Genomic DNA, 18,459 nt, shown 5'->3' with positions numbered 1-18,459 from the left:
CGGCCGCCCGGCGTCCGTGGGGGCGTCCGCCGGGTGTCGGACGGCACGAATGGTTTCAGTCGCAGTGCTGTTGACCTGGGAGCTGAAATCTTTCATGCGGTGGATCTTGTGGCTTCCACCGCACGAAAGATTTCAGTTCGCACATGGCCGTCTGAGGCAGGCAGACAGGAGTCACGCTCGGTGACACGACACGGCAGTACTTGAGGGTCCCCCGCCGCCCTATCTGGGCTGAGCTGTGTGAGGCCCTCACGTGCGTCCGTGATGCTCGCCACTCGGGAGGATTAACCTTGGTCCGTGCTGTTGACCTACGTTGACGAGAGCTACTCGGACACCAAGTACTACATCGCGGCCCTCCTGTGTCCCGACACCGAGGCGATCTCACTCGCCAAGGCGCTCGACAAGGTGGTCGCCGAAGCGGCGTGCTCCTACGACGTCCCTGCCGAGGCCGAACTCCACGGACACGACATCTTCCAGGCCAAGGGCCACTGGAAGAAGATGGGACCGCTGGTCCGAGCGAGGGTCGGTGTCTACAGCAGCGCCTTCCAGGCCATAGCCGACCATGACGTGAAGATCATTCTTCGCGGCGTCGATCTTGCTGGCCTGCAGAGGCGCTACGGCGATAACCATGACGCGCCCCACTCGATTGTCCTCACCCACCTGCTTGAGCGAGTCGAGGAGTACGCGCGTTCCAAGGACGAGTTTGCGTTGATGATCGCCGACGAGGTCCCCGGGCAGGACGGCTATCGCGAAGAGCTCGCCTACTACAAGTCTGTTGGAACATGGGGCTATCGCGCGACGCAGCTCACGCGCATCGTGGACACCATGCACTTCGCACCGTCCCGGTCGAGCAGACTCGTGCAGGCTGCGGACCTCATCGCGTACCTCCATCGACGCATCAGGAGCCAGGCGGACGTCGATGACCGCGCAAGGCGGGCCAACGAGAAGTTGTGGGAGCGGATCCAGCCGAAGATCCAGCACAGCTTGACCTGGTACCCCTCCTAGATGCACAAAGGCCCCGTCACGCGGACGGGGCCTAGGGCTCACCGGAAGACTTTGACGTCTCCCTGGCTCTAAGTTTAGCGATTTGCTGCTCGATGGGAACAACGGACAGCGTGTGCTGAGCCACTTTTGAGCCATCGGGACTATGCCCCGTGGGGCCGCTGAGCTGGCGCTTTAGTCTGTGATCACCGTGTTGGATTCTCGCCGAGGCTTCAGCCGGCGGCCGTCTCTCCGTTGTCGGGCTCGCTCGACGTGATGGGGAGCTGGGGCTCCTCGTGCCACGAGGTGTCGTAGGTGCTCTGAGCGTTCTCGTTGATCACGATGTTGCTCATGAGCTTGCGGTCGACGATTTCGGCGCCGGTCATGACGGCTTCGGCGGCGGACTCCCGGATCAGTTCTGCGAGCGAGCTGATGTTGCCTCCGGTGCGCTGGTGGAGGTACTTCCAGGCTCGCTTGAGAGTTCCGGGCTGGTGCCGGTAGAGCACGAGGGCGTCCTCCATCGACGCGATGACGCTGACCCAGTCGGCCTTGTCCTGCCGCGTCTCGATGGAGAACGGCTCGATGTGAAGCAGGGTGTTGCGGCCGGAGGTCTGGGTGACGCGGGAACCGCCGGCGCCCTCCAGGAACAGCCCGGAGTGCTTGAGGTCAACCCCGGTGTAGATGAAGGTGGCCGCCGTGTGGTTGGCGATGAACTTCAGGTGGTCGTTGACGACCTTGCCTTCCCTGAGCGACAGGTCCATGAAGTGGGCGTCGTCGATGATCACCAGCTCCACGCCGCAGCGACGCATCTCGTCCAGGAGCCGGTTGGTGATGGTGCTCTTGGTCGCGCCCGAGCGGTACCCCATGCCCATGTAGTCGGCCAGCGCGATGGACAGGTCCTTCGGGGTGGCCTGGGAGGGGATGTTGACGTACACCACGGGCGTGTAGTCGATCGAGCGGTTGTCGACGCGGTAGCTGCGTTCGAAGCGCTCGGGGAACTCCTGGCGCAGACTGTGCTCGAAGTCGTAGCCGAACATCTTGACGAGGGTGGACTTGCCCAAGGTGGCGGGGCCGTCCAGGACGATGCCGCGGCGGGCTCCCGCCGGCTGGTGGGCGTTGGTGACCATCCGGCGGCGGATCTGGTGGTGGATGGCTTCCATCTTGGCAGTGCGGACGATCACCAAGGCACTGTGGTGGGCGTTGCGGGCCTTGTTGTGGAGGCTCTTCTCTCGGGCGCTGAGCTGCTCGTACAGCTCCAGGGAGAGCTTCTCGGGCTTGAGGGGCGGCTCGAAGTCGAGGTACGCGCGCCATTCCTCCTTCGTGCGGGGCTCGGAGAGGCCCGGGTGCTCGAAGTAGTGAGGTTCGTCGTCAGGGAAGGCGATGGCGGTCACGTGCTCAGTTCTCCTGGTGGATGCGTGGGTTCCACACCGTTGCGGGTTGGATGGCGTCGAGATCGAGGTCGTCGTCCTCGTCCGGCAGGTCGGGAACGGCGTGCAGGCCGGTGATGGTGGGCTTGCGGGTTTCCGGAAGCGGAGCGGGCGGCGGCGCCGGCACGGCCGGGGTGGAGCGCAAGGCGTCGGCAGCCTGTGCGTGGGCGCGGTGGCGGTCGCGGGTCCAGCGCTTGCGGGTTCCCTTGGTCCAGGTCTCGGGCGCGTCGGTGCGGTTCTGCAACTCCCGCAGCGCCTGGGCGATGCTGGCCTGCTTGGAGGCGTCGGATCCGCGTTGGAGGAGGAGGCGTTTGGCTTCGCGCAGGGTGATGTCGGTGAACGGCTGCAGGTCGCTGAGCGCATGGGTCCACCGCAGCGTGTACCACTTCTTGTCGCGGGGGTTGTGGAAGTAGACGTGCAGGAGATTGCGCGGGTCATAGCGGATCGGCCACAGCTCGTTCGGGTAAGGCGACTTGGCCTTGCGGAACTGGTAGAGCACGTCGGCGTTGTAGACGAGGTGGTTGATCTCCACACCGTAGGAGTTGATGACCCGTCCGCCGTTGTCGGCGATCGGCAGCAGTTCGTAGTACAGGTTCGGATCCCTCGGGCAGTCGACGAAGCCAGCCGAGCCCAGGGCCATCGCGTACGCCTCGTTCGGCGAGACCTCCAGGTCGGGGAAGCCGTACAGGTGCAGTCCGGAGTGCGGGTGCTGCTGGTAGACGGCCACGACGTACTCGGCGAAGAACTCGGCGATCTCGTCGATGCTCCAGCGGGCCTGCTCCTCGACGGTGCGGCCCCGGGTGGCGACGTTGAAGCCCTTGTAGCCGGCGACGTGCATGGAGAACTGCTCGCGGATGGTGCCGAAGAGCCGTTCGATGTGCGGCTTGTCGGTGGGCTTGAGCTTGCGCGCGTCCTGGATGTCGATCTTCCAGGAGCGGCAGGCACGCCGTACCACGTCGGACTGATAGGGCTTTCCGTGGTCGAAGAGCAGGGTCTCGGGATAGATCACCGGTCGGGCGGCGGCGTGGGCGAGGCGCTCGTCCAGCGAGAGCAGGCGCTCGTAGGGCACCCGGAGCATCGAGTAGCGCAGGGCGTCGCCCCATGCCGGGCGCATCGGCTCTGGCGTCATCACGTCCGCCAGCAGGAGGCCGATGTCGATAGCCTTTGTGCCAGCGGGAGTGAGCCGCCAGGCCAGGATCGAGCGGGTCGCCACGTCGAGTGCGACGGTGAGTTCGACCCCGTACGTGCTGTCGGTGGCCGCATCCCACGCCAGGACGTCGAGCGGCGTGGTGTCGAGCATGACGACCTGGCCGGGGCGGTGCGCGATGACGTTGCCGAAGGTGCGGTCGGGCTGGTTGGCGGCCGACTGGCGCTGGTAGGCGGGATCGGAGGGTCGCCGGTCCAGCAGCGTCTTGACCAGGCGTCGGAAGGTGTCCTCCTTGGGCAGCAGTATCGTGCCCTCGCCGTAGTCGGCGTCGAGCCTGTTCTGCGTGCGCCTCAGGAACCGGGTGGTGACGGCGGAGGAACTGTCCATCCGTTCGGACGCAGACTGCTCGCGGATCGCCTGGATGACCCGCGGGTCGGTGTTGCGGAACGGGTTGCGGATGCGTGTCTTGCGCCCGTCGACCAGTGCGAACAGGCCCTTCTCGTCCCACTCTTCCAGCAGCTGCCAGAGGCGGCGGGAGGTGCGGCCGAGTTCCGCGGCTTTGGCTTCGATGCGTTCGGTCACCGGGAGGTTGGGGTCGTACTGCGGGCGGGGCTCGCAGGCCAGGGCCTTCATCGGGTCGCCGGAGCGAAAGCCCGTGGTGGCCTCCCACAGGTGAGCCTCCAGGTCCAGGGCCGCCTGGCGGACCTCGGGGGACACGGTGGCCAGCACCCCGCCCGGGTCTAGCCCCACGTCGTTGCTCCCGGTGCCGGGCGGCGGCTCGGCGTGAGCGCGGAAGGAGGGATCGGCCAGCAACTCCGAGAGCATGATGGTGATCCGGTGCCCGGTTATGGACCGCAGCCGCACCAGCGCGCCGTCGGTGCCCACGACCTGGTGGCGCTCGTCCTCGAACTCGATCCAGTCCTCGACGGCGATGCGGTAGCGCTGGTTCATCGCGTCCTCTCCGAAGCAGGGGCGGCCCACACCCGGGTGTGGTCGCGAAGCGGCCGGTCGATGTCGAAGAGCAGGTGGTGGTGCCACATCAGGTGGTAGATGACCGGACGCGCTACCTCGGGGTCATGGCGAAAGCTGACCAGGTCTCCGAGCGCGATCGGCTGGGTGGCGAGCGCGAGGATCGGATCGACCAGATCAGCGGTGGCGTTCAGCGGCCGGCGGTAGCCGCACAGCCATTCGACAGTTGCCCACAGCTGGGGATCGGGGTCACCGACCATGCGGTAGTCCCAGCCGAGGTCCTGGCAGGCCTTCTCGGTGCGCTCGGCCTGCTGGACGACGCGGAGCTTGGCCAGTTGCTGAGGGTTCTTCACATCCAGCAGGAGCACCGAGCCGTTGGTGCGGCGGACGAACAGGTCAGGGACGTGCGTCCACTTCCCCTGGGCGTCAACGCCTTCGAGGATGAACGGCTGCGCGGCGAGAGCGGCGACCTGGGAGTCGAAGTCCAGCAGCTTCATCCACTTGGCTTCGAGGTAGCTCTCGTAGTCCAGGACGGCGTCGCAGCTGGCTGCCCAGTACGAGCCTGGGGTATGTCGCATCCCCGCGTACGAGGGGATCTCGCGAGCGGGCAGGCAGTCCTCGAAGCGCACCGTGGCCGCTTGGGAGGCGGGTATCAGGCGCTCGGTCTGCTGGGCGTCGTAGTAGTGGACGAACAGCTGGTCGGGCGCATACCTGACCGGCCGTAGGGTCCGGGTTCTCTTCGGACTCACGTCCGTCCTTCCTCAAGGGCCGTGTCGTGGATCGCTCCGGTGGGCGGCTGCTCGCTGCTGTCGTCGCTCAGGCAGGCCGGGATCGTCAGGGGCTCCGGGACGGAGCGCTGCCAGCGGGCCAAGGCGGTGCTCATCGCAGTCCGGCGCGGGGCGACCAGTAGTGGGGCTGTCAGGGCGAGGACGGCGGCCGCGTGCGCGGCAGTAGGCGGGGCCATCCCGAGCTTGGTCCGGGCGCCGCCGTGGCGGGCACGCCGGCGCACGTCCTGGTAGGCCGTGAAGGCCTCGGCGGCCTCGGGAATCAGCGCCTGGCAGCTCGCTAGGTCGCTCGGTACGGCACCCGCTCGGGCGGCAGCGGCCAGGTAGCGCAGGGCGGCGAAGAAGTCAGCCGTCGCCACCGCCCGCCCGGCGACCACGGCCGGGCCCCCGTGCGCGGCCTCCAGCACCAGCTTCTGCACGTCCACGAGTTGCACCGGAACGGTCACGGACGGCAGCTCGGCCAGAGCCTGCTCACAAGGGACCGATCGCCGCCCGGGAGCCACTGAGCGGCGGTTGTTGCACCGCCGCAGGTCCAGGACACCCGATCGGGTCGGCAGACCGCCGGGATGCCCGGAGTGCGCGAGCCCGAACCGGTCACCGCATATCGGGCAGGTGTCCACCAGCAGCACCCGGTGGACCGGACACACCGCCGCAATGCCCAGGCGCCACCACAGCTGCCACACCGGACGCTCGCCCAGGCACTTCGGGCACGCCCGGGTGCCGGTGAACAGTGCCCACTCGCGGTTGCTCAGCCGGGTCACCGACGGCGGGTCGGCCAGGTCCAGACGTGAGAAGTCCAGAACACCGCCCGCGTACCGGGCCAGTTGCATGAACCGCAGCTCGATCTCGTCCAACCCGGTCGCCGCCCCGATCCGGCGCGCACCCAGCTCCGTCAGCGCCACGCCGTAGCACACCGGCCGCACCGCGCGGTCGCTCGAACGGCACTCCAGCCCCAGCCGCCGCGCGGCCTCACCAGGCGTCAGCTCCAGATCCACCGCGACCCGGTCCACCCACGAGGGGAAGGACTCCCCAACCGCTGGCACCAACACAGAGGGGAGCCTGCGCGGGACCGCGGACGGCAGCCGTCGCACCTCGGCTCCGCCTGTTGCCAGGGTCGGCACATTGGGATCAGGCAGCGGCTGTGCCGACGCGGACATGCGACCTCCCCCAGGCGCAATAAATTGATCTTGTAGGAGACTTCCTACACCTCGGACTGTACTACGGTTACTGCCCGTGGCGAATAGCGATTCAGATCCGGGCATCCCGGCCCAGCGCGTCCTCTTTGGGCGCCGCCTGCGGGCGCTTCGCGAGAGGCAGGGGTTGACTCAGACCGCCGTGGCGGCAGCAGCTGGCATGGACCGGTCCTTCTACATCGATCTGGAAACCGCTCGGCACAGTGTCTCGGTGGACCGCATTCCGGCCCTGGCGAAGGCACTGGGTGTCGAGCCCCACGAGTTGTTCACCGAGGACTGAGCGGCCCTCGGAAGCGGAAAACGCGTCACTACCAAGGGGCTCGTTCTTTCATGCCCACGGCCGCACCCGTACCTCTGTCCAGATGAGCACCCGCGCCCACACCTCGAACGAAATCCGGCTTGCCACAACGCACTGAGTCAGCCGCTGTCGGGCTCGTCCATCAGCCGGTCGTGCCCTCCGGCGGTGCGGGCTCCGCCCGACGGCCCGGTCAGCGCCTCGCGCAGTGCGTCGATCCCTGGATAGGGGTTCGCGCGTCGGCGGGTCTCACCGGAGTAGACCCATCGGGTGATCTGGCATCGCCCAAGGCCATCGGGGCCGTGGATGGTGGAGAGGGGGCTCGCGCCGAGCCGGAAAGCGCCGTCGAGCTCGTCGCGCACCGCGTCGCAGGCGTGGTTTCCCGCAGCGGTCAGCTCGAACCACAGGTCCATGAACAAATCGATGTTCTGCAGGTACTCGCGTTCTGCCCGGCGGCGCTCCGGTCCGTATTCGAGCACGAGGGAGTGGTCCCAGAGCTCGTAGAAGTTGTCGACCTTCGGGGAGAACGTGCTGGTGCTGGTGAAGAAGTTCAGCAGGTCCGACAGCGCGCGGCGGAAGTTGTTCATCGCGCTTGCGACCTTGGTGAACGGCCTTGGCCACTCGACCTCGACCATCCACAGCCGCAGCGCGGTCAGGCGGTCCTGAACCGCGAAGGGAATGCCGAGCGGCGGGATCAGCGACGCCTCGGAGGTCTTGCGCCAGGTGTCGAGTCCGGCCAGTTCGGACCAGCGCATCACGAGATCGACGGCCGACAAGCGGGCGGTCTCCTTGATCTCCTCGTCCACCGCGGCCAAGAGTTCCAGCCAGCCCTCGACATCACGGTCGGCGGCTGCGAGCTCGCGCCCGTGCTGGTCCGCGTACTCGGTGCAGCGTTCCACGAAGCGCTGGACGAAGTCGGCGGTCGGCAGGCTCTGGATCGACGGGCTCAGGTTCCGGTTGATCGTCGCGTGCGGCAACTGCTCCTTCCCGCTCGGCTGGTTCTTCTTCCTGCCGGCGAGCCTGGTCTCCGTCCCGGCTCCGCAGGAGGTCATCAGCTGCCGGAGGCGGCCGATGAACCACTGAGGATCTGCCTGGACGTCGAGGTCTCGCGCCGATTCCATCACCATGCCGGCGAGGCTATCGAGTGGAGCCCGGGCCGGGACGGCAGAACACCGGCCCCGGGTGTCCAGGAGTGTCCAACCAGGCCAAGAGTCCTGGAACCAGGAGCCGTTGATGCCGTTCGCTGGGATCGCCGGAACTCGCCGGCCTGGCTAGACAGAGGAAAACAGATGATCATCGCAGCAGACGTGCTCCAGCTCGTGAGGGAGGCGCTCGGCAGTTGGCCAGCGACCGTGCGGTTCTGCCTGCTCGCCGCCGTGCTCACGATCGTGTGGATGGCCGTGAGCCGACGGCGGGAGGACGGAAACCCGGCCCGGGGTCAACGCGCCGCCAGCTCTGACGGGCGGTTGGGCCGGTCCCGATCTGCGCGGTCGGGGCGACGGACGCCCTCGGCTCGCCGCCGGAGCTGACCCGTTGTGACATGTGACCATCGAACACGGCGTCGCTGAAGGTCGCGCCGTACTGGACGGCTGTGACGAGCCAGCGTTTGAGTGCAGCGACGACCAGCAGTACCGCCGGACTGTGCTCGTCGACGAGCACGGCCGGGTAGATCAGCCCGGCCGCGACGCAGGCCGGAGTTGTCTGGCCGGTCGGCGCAGTAGGGAAGTACTGCTTGCGCTTGGGTAGCGCCCCGAGCGCGCTGGGGCAGCGGCCGGACGACCTGGGCCTGGCTTCGCAGGTGCACCCTATGAAGCCACATCGACTTCGACATCCGGCCGCGGCGCGGCAGGGGCTTGCGTACGCTCGGAAAATCGCGGGTTTCGCAACTGCCAGCCGTCCGCTTGGGCTTGGATGACGACCTGTCGGTGGTGAGCGCGAAACTAGCGCTAAGCAACGGATCGGCCCAACGGTCGGGCGCGGTGAAGGGGGACGGGATGAGCTGGCTCGCAGTGCGATCCGGCGCTGGGCATTGGGTCCGGGGCAGGCTTGCCGCGCGCGGCCGGCGAGTGGATCTGGTCACCGCCACGCGCGCCGCCCGCGAACTGGTCCGGCTGGTCGGGCTGGACGCGGCCGACCGGGCGGCCTTCGCGCCGGTGCGTACCGCGATCGAGCGGCGGATCGGTGTCGAACGCTACCTCTACTACCTGCGGCTGTCGCCGTGGCTGGCCCCGTTGAGTGTGCTGCCGTTTCTCGTGGTGCTCGGTGGTCGCCCGCGCGCGGCCGCGACAATGGTTGCGCTGCTGTGGACGATCATGGTGGCCCGGATGCTGGCTGTCCGGTATCGGGCGGCCCGGTACCGGGTGGCAACCGTCCTCGGCCTGGCAGCCGCCACGTCGTTCTGGGTTAACGCGGTGACACAGCATGGGAGTTCGGCCGCTCCCTGGTACCTCCCGCAGATCGCTCGGGTGGCGCTGGTCCTGTTCGTCCTCGTTGAGGCCCCGCTCCTGGTCTTCTGGTGGCTGCATTACCGGGGCCGGGTGGATGAGGGCTGCCACGCCTATGACCGGCTTGTTGTTAGGGCGGTTGAGGTGGCGCACCGGATTCACCGGGAACGCTCCGGCTGGCGCTCGGCGTCCACCTGCCGCACGTGGACGCAGGAGATCGACAGCCTCGCTGTCGATGCCGCTCGCTGCCTGGCCCTGCCGGAGCGTACCGATGCGGCTGACCGGCGCCTTCGTGCTGAACTGCGTGTCGAGGCTGAACGGATCGCGGAGGGCATCCGGCTGCTGAAGGCGGAGCTGGTGCGGGCGCGCTCCGAGGAAGACGTGGCGGAGGTCGTGGCAGCGCTGGTGCGCGGCATGTTGTTGGTGGCCCGTTTCGACCGGGCCGCGCTGCTGGCGACCGCACCGCCGGCCCCGATCCCGCCCCGCTTCCTGGCGCGGCTGGGCGCACGGCTCGTCCCGGCTGCCGTGCTTCTCCTGGCTGCGTGGTTGGTCCCGATGATTCCCGTGGTCGCGGACCGGCCGGGCGTGGCCCAGGCTGCCATGTGGTCACTGATGATCTCGGCGGGTACGGTGCTGGCGACTGCCAACTCGGAGGTCCGCAACCGAATCCAGGACGCGATGGCCAAGGCTCTGCCGCCCGCATAGGCGCTCTTGTTCGGATCGTGTCTGACCAGAGCGCGGCCCCCGGCCCTAGTCCAGCGGCTCCTCGGTCAGCCACTTCTTGACGAGCTCTACCGGGAGTGGGATGGGCTGGTAAGGGTTGAGGGCTTCGGCGATGTGCTTGGCGAGCTCGTCGATCGTCTGCGGGGCGTACTTGGGCGGGGTGATCCAGATGCGCGGTTCGGCGTCCTGGTCGTCGTCGTTGTGGATGATCTGGGCATACAGGCAGCCCATCATCTGGTCGCGTCCCCAAGTGCTGTACGCGTCCCAGCCAGGCATGAAGAAGGCTTGGATGCCGCGGATGTTCTCGTCGGTGACGCGCGCGGCGCGGGGCGCGCTCGGCACGTGGTCGGTGTACGAGGGCCCGTAGACGATCTCCCAGCTTCCGTCCCTGTGCTCGAGGACGTCCATTCTGACGAGCTGCTTGAGGCCGCGGAGCTGTTGGCAGAACTCCTCGGGCAGCAGCCCGAGGTGTGTGGCAAAGCGCGGGACGTCGACCGCGTTCAGAAGGATTCCCATCGGGGTGTCCCGGGAGTCCCTGGGATCGTCGTACTGGGTGCGCTGGGCGAGCAGGAGGAAGACCCGCTCGGCCTGGTCGTCGCTGATGCCCAGGCTACGTACGTACGCTACGGCTCGCTCGCCCATGGGTGGGTTCTCTCTCCGGCTCGGTCGGTGCTCAGGCTGCCATGGCGGGCAGCGCGCGCAGGCGCTCGCGGAAGGCGGCGACGGCGGGTTCGGCCTGGTACGGCTTGAGGTAGCCGTCGAACTTGGTGAGGCGGCTGACGGCGCGCACGGAGTGGACCTGGGTTTCGAGGAGGCCGAGGCCGCGGTTGGCGGCGTCGAGGGCGCCGTCGAGGTCCTTGCCTGCGAGGCGGGCGGTGGCGAGACGTCCGGCGCGGACGGCCTGGTCGCGGGGGACGGCGTGGTCGATGGACGAGGCCAGCGCGCTGGTGGCCCGGTCGACCTGGCCGGAGCGGAGCATGATCTTGCCCTCGGTGGAGCTGAGCTGGGCGTCGCCGTACCAGGAGAGCCAGCTCGGGAGCTGGTCGCCGCCGTTCTTGGACCAGAGGTCGTGGGCGCGGTTCAGGGCGGAGCCGGCCTTCTGGTGCTGGCCGTCGCGGGACAGGCTCTCGGCGTGATGGAGTTCGAGGTAGCTGCGGACGCCGGGCTGCATCTTGGCGGGGGTGTTGGCGAGGGCGGTCTCGACCTGGGCGATGCGCTCGGCGGGGTTGCCGGCGTCGGAGAGGTGGACGCCCATCTCGGCGAGCAGGAAGCCGCCGAGGGCGTCGTCGCCGATGGTCTTGGCGGCGCGCAGAGCGCCGAGGTAGTACTGCTGGCCGGCTGAGCGCAGGCCGCTGTCGTAGGCCATCCATCCGGCGATGTAGTTGACCTGGGCGGCCAGACCGAGCAGGCGGGCTTCGACGGCTTCGGTGTGGCGGCCGTGCTTGAGCAGGGTCGTGATGATGGCGAGGTCGCCGCGGGCCTGCTCGATGAGGCGGGCGCCGCCCATCTGCGCGTCCAGGGTCTGGAGGGTGGCGACGCGGGCTTCGAGGGTGTCGACCATGGAGTCCGTCACCTGGTCGCCCCCGAGAGCGGAGGCGAACGCGGGCGAGGCGGAGGCCCAGCTCGCGGCGACGGTGGCCATGGCGGCCCCGGTGATGGTGAGAAAGCCCCGCCGATCCATATGCCCACTCCTGACCAGTTCCACCAGTACGTCCACGGTACCGGCCTTCGTCCATGGCGCCGTGATGCCGGTCACTTCCCAGACCGGGAGCCACCTGGGCCACGGATTGGCAACCAGAGTACGGGGATTGACGCCGAGAAGGTCGGCCAGCACGAACTGCGCATCCGGCTCGGGCTCCTGGCCCTGCTCCCACTTCCACACCAGCGTCCGGTTGGTCGCCAGGTGGATCTTCAGTGCGGTGCCGTGGTCACGCATCATGCGCGCGAACTGGATCTTTCCCCAGCCGCGTAACCGCATCAGATGGGTGAGCGGATGGACTGCCGGAACGTCTGAGCTCATCTCAACCCCCGGCGATTCATGACCTGTTGGTGAGCGTACTGCTACCCGCTGTGGCACGGGCCGCATCGAGCAGAAACCCCCCAGAAACGTTCCGAGTTGCGCTGCGGCACGGCGACGCTGTACCGCACCGCCCGGCCCCGGAGGCCGGCGAGGGGAGGAGCCATGGAGGCAGTCGAGCGGCCGCATCAGGGCAGGCATCGCGGCGCACGCCGTGACCCGGTGGGGACCGTGCTCACCGTGCTGTGGGGCCTGGGCCACGTCGTCACGCTCGCGCTGCTCGGGGTCACCGCCGGCCACCAGCTCAGCACCGATCACCCGGTCGCGGCACCGCCCGCACGGTCCCTTCCCGATCACGACCCGGACGTCTGAAGCGCTGGCCCACGCTGCCTCGACGGCCCTTCGTGAACCCCGCTACCCCCGACGACCTGGAGGACACGCACCGTGCCACGCCTGCAAGCACCACCGATTCTCCCGCGCGATCCGGCGGCCTCGGCCGAACACGGCGTCTTCGCCCGCCGCATCGCGGTCGTCACCGGTGCCGCCGGTTTCATCGGCTCGCACCTGTGCGAGCGACTGCTGGACCTCGGGGCCGAGGTGGTCGGCGTCGACAACCTGCTGACCGGCCGCCTCGACAACCTCTCGCACCTGCGCTCGGCCGACGGCTTCCGATTCCAGACCGACGATGTGACCAGCCCCTTCCAGGTGGCCGGTCCGGTGGACTTCGTCTTCCACCTGGCCTCGCCCGCCTCACCGCTGGACTACGCCCGCCACCCGCTGGCCACCTTGAAGGTCGGCGCGATGGGCACGCTCAATGCCCTGGAACTCGCCGAAGCCAAGCACGCCCGGTTCCTGCTCGCCTCGACCTCCGAGGTCTATGGCGACCCGCTCGTGCACCCGCAGCCCGAGCAGTACTGGGGCAACGTCAACCCGACTGGCCCCCGCAGCGTCTACGACGAGGCCAAGCGGTACGCCGAGGCCCTGACCTCCTGCTTCCAGCGCTCCGGCGGCACCCGCACCCGGATCGTGCGGATCTTCAACACCTACGGCCCTCGGATGCGCGCCGACGACGGCCGCGCGGTGCCCGCCTTCATCCAGCAGGCACTGGCGGGACGGCCGATCACGGTTGCCGGTGATGGCAGCCAGACCCGCTCGCTGTGCTTCGTGGCCGATACCGTCGAGGGCCTGCTCGCCGCAGTTACCGCGGACCACCCCGGCCCGGTGAACCTCGGTAACCCGCACGAGATCACCATGCTCCAACTCGCTGAGGAGATCCGGACCATGACCGGCTCCGTCTCCGCCGTCACCTTCATTCCGCTGCCCGCCGACGACCCCAAGCGCCGCTGCCCCGACATCACCGCCGCCCGCGCCCACCTCGGTTGGGAGCCCACCACCCCCCTGCGCGACGGCCTGCGCCAGACCCTCGACTGGGCCCAGCAGCACTTCCCCCGCCAGGCCACCGCCGCCACCGGAAGGAGCGCCTCGTGAACACCTCCCCGCGCCCGCTGCCCGCGATCGTCTGCGGAGTCGACGACGGATACGCCCGCCCGCTGCGAACGCTGATGCACTCGATCGCTGCCGCCCACCCGGGCACCGTCGGTGAGCTTCGCCTGATCGTCCTCGACCAGCAGATCAGCGAGGCCAACCGGAAGGCGATCCTGCGCGACGCCGACCGCATCGGCCTCGCCACCGAGCTGCGGCCGGCACCGATGACCGACCCGCGCTACCCCGTCTCCGACTGGGTCAGCGGAGCGGTGTACGTGCGCCTGGCCATCCCGGAGGTCATCCCCGACGAGCACAGGGTGCTGTACCTGGACGCCGACACCCTGGTGCTCGGCGACCTCCGCCCGCTGCTTCGGCAGTCCCTCGACGGGCGTCCGGTCGGGGCAGTGCGCGACCCGCAGAACCCGGTCATCGGTCGCGGCATCCAGCTGCCCGGCTGGGAGAAGCTCGGCGTCCCGTACGGCCGGGACTACTTCAACAGCGGCGTCATGCTCATCGACCTCGAGCGCTGCCAGCGACTCGGCGTCTTCGACCGCTCCCGGCAGTTCCTGTCCGAGCACCCGGACAAGGTCCGCTTCTGGGACCAGGACGCCCTGAACTGGGCCGTCGACGACAACTGGCAGCGGCTGGACCAGCGGTGGAACACCTTCGCCATGTCGCCGCAGGCCGCCCAGGCCGGCTTCATCCACTACGCCGAGGCCGACAGCCCGCTCGCCCAGCTGCTGGAGGACGAGAAGACCGCCGCCCTCGTGCACTTCGCCGGTCCCGACAAGCCCTGGCAGGACACCTATCCGGCCGGCGAACTCCGTGACACCTACCGCCTGTTCCACGACTACGTCGCCAACGGCAGTGCCGAGTGAACACGCGAGGGCGCAAGCCGATGCGACGGAGCGCCACCTGGTGGATCGCCGCCGCTGTGGCCGCGCGCAACGTCAACGGACTGCGGCACATCCGCCGGACGCTGGCCTGGGCCGACCAGCCCGTGCGGGCCGGGAACCGAAGGGCGATGGAGCCGATGGTGCTGCACGTCGTCGTCCCGGTGCTGCGGGAGCAACAGCAGATCACCGCCGCTCTGGCCTGGTTCGTCCCGCTCCTGCGCGACTTCCCCGGCTCGACGCTGACCCTGGTGACCACAGCCTGCGAGGAGGCCGAGCGCCAGCACCTGGCCGCCCGGCTGACTGGGGCGACGGCGGCCAACCTCACGGTGGAGCACTTCCCGCAGCTGACCGGCGACGAGCTGGCCGCCCTCGGCAAGGCCCTGACCGGCACCGGTGAGGGCACACTGACCGATGCCGTGGCTGCCGAGGTGCTGTCCGGCTTCCCCACCACGGCGGACGTCGTCACGGCGGAACTCGCATGGCTGCCGCAGTCCGACCCGCTGGTCCGGCACGTCCACTACCGGGGCGACGGGCGCAAGGCGGCGCAGGTCAACGCCGCCCTCGAACAACTCGCCATCGCCGACGCGGACCAGGAGTACATCGCGGTCTACGACGTGGACTCCCGCCCGAGCCGCGAGCTGCTGGAGCGGACCGCCGAGTTCCTGGCCCGCCGCCGGGCCGCCGACGGTGAACTCCCGTGCGTCGTTCAGCAGTCCGCCCGCTTCGCCACCCAGCGTGCGGCCGGCGCCTGGTGGGAGCGGAGCCTGTGCCGAGGCGCCGCCCGCGCTCAGACCCTGTGGACCCTCCGCCGAGAGGTCCCCAACCTCCGCCAGCACGCCGACGCCACCCGCCGCCCGCACACTGGTCCCGGCCTGCCGGGGCTGGCCCAGACCGTCGGCCATGGCCTGCTCGTTCGCATGGACGTCTTCCGGAAGGTCGGCGGTCTGCCGACCTTCACGGTCCTCGACGACGTCGCCTTCGGCTACCGGCTCACCCTGGACGGCATCCCGGTCGACAGCCTGCCCTTCACCACCACCGTGCCGGCGGCCGAGCACCTGAGCGAGCTGCTGGCCCAGGGCGAGCGCTGGTTCCAGAGCTACCTCGACTACCCGAAGTGCGCCGCCCGCTGGCACGCCGAAGGCCACGGCAGCCGCCGCGACCACGCGGCGGCCCTGACCATCGGCGCCTACCGGGGCATGGCGTGGCTGCTGGTCTCGCCCGCCACCGCGCTCTGCCTTACCCTCGCGCTCGGCCCGCGCACACGTCTGCCCGTCCGGGCGGCGGCCGCGACCGCACTGTGGGCGGCCACCGTCGCACCGGTCCGTGCTCTCGCCGTGGCCGAGGGCCGGCAGCTGGCCGCACGGGAGACCGCCGTACGGAGCGCGGAGACCCTGGCCGGGCTCCTGCTCAAGAGCATCGGCCCGCTGACGGCCCTCGGCCGCTGGGCGGTCACCGGTACCCGCCACACCGCGTTGGCCCCCAAGAGCAACCGCCGCACCACCCCATCCACCACCACGGACAGGGAGTTCGCGTGATCCTCGGCATCGAGGGCGTCAGCTGCGTCGGCAAGACCACGCTGGCCGCCCAGCTCGCACCCCACCTGAACCGGCCGGCCGTCATCCCCTGCTACTACCACGCCAGCCCCGACCCCACCCGGCTGCCGGCCCCCGAGCCGTTCACGGCAGAGCACCAACTGGCCAACATCGCCCAGTTCCTGGACGTCGAGGACCTGCGGCTCGCCCGGGCCAGGCAAGCCATCGCCGAGGGCCGGGACGTGATCCTCGACCGCACCGTGGACACCCTCCTTGCTCACGCCCACGCCGTCGGCCGGATGCACGGCTTCGACTGCGACGACCAGGCCAGACTCCTGGTCACCACCCGGTCGGTGGCGATGCCCGACCTGACGATCGTGCTCACCGCCGACCCGGACGTGCTCGCCAGCCGGGCCCGCCTGCGCAAGGGCATGCCGACGATCTTCTACGACCGCCACTTCAGCGAGCACTTCAACGCCTACCTCGCCCACCCGCTCGCCCCGGCCGTCGCCCAGCTCGACGCCGCCGACTGCGGCTCGCTCGACGACCTCACCGCCCGCGCCCTCGACCACCTCCACCGCCATCAGGCCGCCCAGCACCGCCCCAGCCCGACCCTGGGGCCGCACCCGCTCAAGGAGGCGTCGTGAAGGCCGCGATCATCGGCTGCGGCGCCATCGCCAGCCGCTGGGTCCGCTCCCTGCTCGCCGACGGCCGCATCGAGATCACCGCCCTCATCGACCCCGACCAGCAGGCCGCCCAGGCGCTGGCCGACCGCTACGGGCTGAGCCCGGCCCTCGCCACGACGCTTCCCGAGGCGCTCGCCCAGGCCGAGGCCGACGTCGTCGTCAACCTCACCCCGCCCGAACTCCACTACCCCGTCACCCGCTCGGCGCTCGCCCAGGGCCTGCACGTCCTGACCGAGAAACCGCTGGCCCTGAACCTGCCCGACGCCCTCGACCTCGTGCACCTCGCCAAGGAGCGCGGCCTGCTGCTGGCCGTCATGCACAACCGGGGCGCCGACCCGGATTTCCTCGCGTTCGCCGACACGGTCCGCTCCGGCGGACATGCGCCCTTCGCCGTCACCGCCGACACCCTGGTCACCCTGCCCGGACCGGGCTTCCGCGCCGGCCAGCACCTGCCCGTCACCACCGACCTCGCCGTCCACGCCTTCGACCAGGTCCGCGCGCTGATCACCGCGCCACCCACCGAACTCACCTGCACCGAGACGGCGACCGGCTTCCTCGCGGCCCACAGCGCGATCGCCACGATCACCGTCCACTTCGCCGACGGCTCCCTGTTCACCTACCGAGGCGGCTACATCGTCGATCCGGCCCTTCGGACCGACGCGAACGGCGATTGGCGCGTGGAGGGCCGGGGCTTCGCCACCCGGTGGGCACCGGACCCCCACCGTCAACGGAACGCTCCTGAGGCCGGGCCGCCGGCCTACCAGCGGGGCATCACCGCCATGGTCGACGCCCTCCACCAGGACGGCCTCCTGCCGGTGCCCGCCGCCGACAACCTCGCCTCCATCGCCCTGCTGGACGCTTCCCTGGCCTCCGCCGCCAACCGCCGCCCCGTCGCCGTGCCGGAGGTACCCGATGCTCGCCGCTGACACGGCGCTCAGCCGCCCGCACCCTCTGCTGGTCGACGCGCTCACCGCGGCGGGCTTCGGCGCCGCCGAAGCGCGCTTCACCCCGCTCACGGCCGGGACGGACAGCCTCCCCTTCGCGGTCACCACCCGTGGCGGTGACGACCTGGTCGTCAAGGTCCGCCGCGCGGGCAGCCGCTCGCGCTACCCGACCGCCGCCTGGGCCTCGGCCCGCATGCGCGAGGCCGGCCTTCCGGCCGCCGAGATCCTCTGGCACAGCCGGGAAGCGTGCGTGGAGACCCGCTGCCCCGGCCGCCCCGTCGAAGCCGAACCGCCCACACCGCAGGACCTGGACGCGGCGAGGTGCGCGGGCGAGATGCTCCGGCAGCTGCACAGCATCGAGGTCGGCAGTTTCGGCCAGCTCGACGGCCACGGCATCGGCCAGCACGTCACCATCCAGGGCTGGTTCCTCAGCCTCGCGCCCCGCAGCGTTCCGAGCGTCGACGGCCTGGACCTGCCCGGGCTGCTGCACCGGACCCGCTTCATCCTCGACGTCGGAGCTGGCCGCCTGGCCCAGGGCCCGCCCCGGCTCCTGCACGGCGACTGGGTCGGCCGGCACCTGTTCACCGACGGCCGGCGGATCACCGGCGTCGTCGACCTGGAGAGCGTGCGCGGCGGCGACCCGCTGGCCGAACTCGCCGGCTGGTCGCTGCGCGAATCGGCCCCCATGACCGAGGCCCTGCTCGACGGCTACTTCGACGGCCCGATCCCCGCCGACCGCCTGCTGCCGCTGGTCCTGTTCCGCCTGCGCATCGCCTACTCGCTGCTGCACTTCCACGCCTCCTGCGACGACCAGGACATGGTTCGGCTGCGGGCCGCCCAGCTCCAGGCCGACCTCGACGACCTCGACCACGGCCACCTCGCAGCCGTCCCGCGCATCACCCCCGACGCGGACTCCAGCGCACGCCGCCGCCCGTAAC

Annotated in this window: 17 protein-coding genes; 10 read left to right on the top strand and 7 right to left on the bottom strand. The window is 69.7% G+C overall.

The genetic code is table 11. The features are described from left to right. The first annotated feature begins 294 nt into the window (after window positions 1-294). The gene (locus ACFVTF_RS29970; protein ID WP_387817488.1) at window positions 295-1,002 is read left to right on the top strand and encodes a DUF3800 domain-containing protein; all 708 of its coding nucleotides are present in this window, start codon (window positions 295-297) and stop codon (window positions 1,000-1,002) included. A 209-nt stretch (window positions 1,003-1,211) separates the two neighbouring features. Here ACFVTF_RS29970 and ACFVTF_RS29965 read toward each other — a convergent pair whose 3' ends face one another. From ACFVTF_RS29965 to ACFVTF_RS29950, 4 genes are read right to left on the bottom strand one after another with little or no spacing between them, the layout of a single operon-like run. After that, window positions 1,212-2,369 (bottom strand): TniB family NTP-binding protein, encoded by a 1,158-nt coding sequence (locus ACFVTF_RS29965; protein ID WP_387817487.1) that lies wholly within the window; start codon window positions 2,367-2,369, stop codon window positions 1,212-1,214. A gap of 4 nt (window positions 2,370-2,373) precedes the next feature. Then, on the bottom strand, window positions 2,374-4,503 hold the full coding sequence (locus tag ACFVTF_RS29960) for a transposase (protein ID WP_387817486.1): 2,130 nt from the start codon (window positions 4,501-4,503) through the stop codon (window positions 2,374-2,376). After that, complete coding sequence (locus ACFVTF_RS29955; RefSeq protein ID WP_387817485.1) at window positions 4,500-5,270, bottom strand: TnsA-like heteromeric transposase endonuclease subunit; 771 nt, start codon at window positions 5,268-5,270, stop codon at window positions 4,500-4,502. Before ACFVTF_RS29955 ends, ACFVTF_RS29960 begins: the two co-directional genes overlap by 4 nt. Continuing rightward, window positions 5,267-6,349: a TniQ family protein gene (locus tag ACFVTF_RS29950; RefSeq protein ID WP_387817484.1), complete on the bottom strand. Its 1,083-nt coding sequence runs from the start codon at window positions 6,347-6,349 to the stop codon at window positions 5,267-5,269. Before ACFVTF_RS29950 ends, ACFVTF_RS29955 begins: the two co-directional genes overlap by 4 nt. Before the next feature lie 190 nt (window positions 6,350-6,539). Between ACFVTF_RS29950 and ACFVTF_RS29945 the strand changes: the two genes are divergently transcribed. Beyond that, window positions 6,540-6,779, top strand: coding sequence for a helix-turn-helix domain-containing protein (locus ACFVTF_RS29945; RefSeq protein ID WP_387817483.1), 240 nt, complete (start codon window positions 6,540-6,542; stop codon window positions 6,777-6,779). A 137-nt stretch (window positions 6,780-6,916) separates the two neighbouring features. Here ACFVTF_RS29945 and ACFVTF_RS29940 read toward each other — a convergent pair whose 3' ends face one another. Beyond that, window positions 6,917-7,921 (bottom strand): hypothetical protein, encoded by a 1,005-nt coding sequence (locus tag ACFVTF_RS29940; RefSeq protein ID WP_387817482.1) that lies wholly within the window; start codon window positions 7,919-7,921, stop codon window positions 6,917-6,919. An 867-nt stretch (window positions 7,922-8,788) separates the two neighbouring features. Here ACFVTF_RS29940 and ACFVTF_RS29935 point away from each other — a divergent pair. Next, window positions 8,789-9,943, top strand: coding sequence for a hypothetical protein (locus tag ACFVTF_RS29935; RefSeq protein ID WP_387817481.1), 1,155 nt, complete (start codon window positions 8,789-8,791; stop codon window positions 9,941-9,943). 45 nt (window positions 9,944-9,988) lie between these two features. On the opposite strand, the gene ACFVTF_RS29930 is transcribed toward ACFVTF_RS29935, so the two are convergent. Next, a complete protein-coding gene (locus ACFVTF_RS29930) occupies window positions 9,989-10,603 on the bottom strand; it encodes a hypothetical protein (RefSeq protein ID WP_387817480.1) in 615 nt (204 codons plus the stop codon). Window positions 10,604-10,634: 31 nt separating this feature from the next. Then, window positions 10,635-11,981, bottom strand: coding sequence for a transcriptional regulator (locus ACFVTF_RS29925; protein ID WP_387817479.1), 1,347 nt, complete (start codon window positions 11,979-11,981; stop codon window positions 10,635-10,637). Window positions 11,982-12,143: 162 nt separating this feature from the next. On the opposite strand from ACFVTF_RS29925, the gene ACFVTF_RS29920 reads away from it, so the two are divergent. The 7 genes from ACFVTF_RS29920 (at window position 12,144) to ACFVTF_RS29890 (ending at window position 18,458) form a co-directional block, all read left to right on the top strand. Then, window positions 12,144-12,350, top strand: a complete 207-nt coding sequence (locus ACFVTF_RS29920) for a hypothetical protein (RefSeq protein ID WP_387817478.1) — start codon at window positions 12,144-12,146, stop codon at window positions 12,348-12,350. Window positions 12,351-12,422: 72 nt separating this feature from the next. Continuing rightward, complete coding sequence (locus tag ACFVTF_RS29915; protein WP_387817477.1) at window positions 12,423-13,466, top strand: UDP-glucuronic acid decarboxylase family protein; 1,044 nt, start codon at window positions 12,423-12,425, stop codon at window positions 13,464-13,466. Next, a complete protein-coding gene (locus ACFVTF_RS29910; RefSeq protein ID WP_387817476.1) occupies window positions 13,463-14,341 on the top strand; it encodes a glycosyltransferase family 8 protein in 879 nt (292 codons plus the stop codon). The genes ACFVTF_RS29915 and ACFVTF_RS29910 overlap by 4 nt, the downstream gene beginning before the upstream one ends. A 20-nt stretch (window positions 14,342-14,361) precedes the next feature. Continuing rightward, a complete protein-coding gene (locus ACFVTF_RS29905; RefSeq protein ID WP_387817475.1) occupies window positions 14,362-15,894 on the top strand; it encodes a glycosyltransferase in 1,533 nt (510 codons plus the stop codon). Continuing rightward, window positions 15,891-16,538 carry an AAA family ATPase gene (locus ACFVTF_RS29900; protein ID WP_387817474.1) on the top strand — a complete coding sequence of 216 codons (648 nt, stop codon included), beginning with the start codon at window positions 15,891-15,893 and terminating at the stop codon, window positions 16,536-16,538. Before ACFVTF_RS29905 ends, ACFVTF_RS29900 begins: the two co-directional genes overlap by 4 nt. Next, on the top strand, window positions 16,535-17,503 hold the full coding sequence (locus tag ACFVTF_RS29895; RefSeq protein ID WP_387817473.1) for a Gfo/Idh/MocA family protein: 969 nt from the start codon (window positions 16,535-16,537) through the stop codon (window positions 17,501-17,503). The genes ACFVTF_RS29900 and ACFVTF_RS29895 overlap by 4 nt, the downstream gene beginning before the upstream one ends. Then, window positions 17,490-18,458 (top strand): phosphotransferase family protein, encoded by a 969-nt coding sequence (locus ACFVTF_RS29890; RefSeq protein ID WP_387817472.1) that lies wholly within the window; start codon window positions 17,490-17,492, stop codon window positions 18,456-18,458. The genes ACFVTF_RS29895 and ACFVTF_RS29890 overlap by 14 nt, the downstream gene beginning before the upstream one ends. Window position 18,459 lies beyond the last annotated feature (1 nt).

This window comes from Kitasatospora sp. NPDC057940, from assembly GCF_042887425.1.
GTDB lineage: Bacteria > Actinomycetota > Actinomycetes > Streptomycetales > Streptomycetaceae > Kitasatospora.
Note: the sequence above shows the minus strand (reverse complement) of the source record. Positions and strands in the feature narration are given on the sequence as shown.

What these genes read in the sequence shown, in the direction of transcription:
- ACFVTF_RS29960 (WP_387817486.1), bottom strand. Translation starts at nt 4,503, where the DNA reads ATGAACCAGCGCTACCGCATCGCCGTCGAGGACTGGATCGAGTTCGAG.
- ACFVTF_RS29940 (WP_387817482.1), bottom strand. Translation starts at nt 7,921, where the DNA reads ATGGTGATGGAATCGGCGCGAGACCTCGACGTCCAGGCAGATCCTCAG.
- ACFVTF_RS29935 (WP_387817481.1), top strand. Translation starts at nt 8,789, where the DNA reads ATGAGCTGGCTCGCAGTGCGATCCGGCGCTGGGCATTGGGTCCGGGGC.
- ACFVTF_RS29930 (WP_387817480.1), bottom strand. Translation starts at nt 10,603, where the DNA reads ATGGGCGAGCGAGCCGTAGCGTACGTACGTAGCCTGGGCATCAGCGAC.
- ACFVTF_RS29925 (WP_387817479.1), bottom strand. Translation starts at nt 11,981, where the DNA reads ATGAGCTCAGACGTTCCGGCAGTCCATCCGCTCACCCATCTGATGCGG.
- ACFVTF_RS29920 (WP_387817478.1), top strand. Translation starts at nt 12,144, where the DNA reads ATGGAGGCAGTCGAGCGGCCGCATCAGGGCAGGCATCGCGGCGCACGC.
- ACFVTF_RS29905 (WP_387817475.1), top strand. Translation starts at nt 14,362, where the DNA reads ATGCGACGGAGCGCCACCTGGTGGATCGCCGCCGCTGTGGCCGCGCGC.
- ACFVTF_RS29890 (WP_387817472.1), top strand. Translation starts at nt 17,490, where the DNA reads ATGCTCGCCGCTGACACGGCGCTCAGCCGCCCGCACCCTCTGCTGGTC.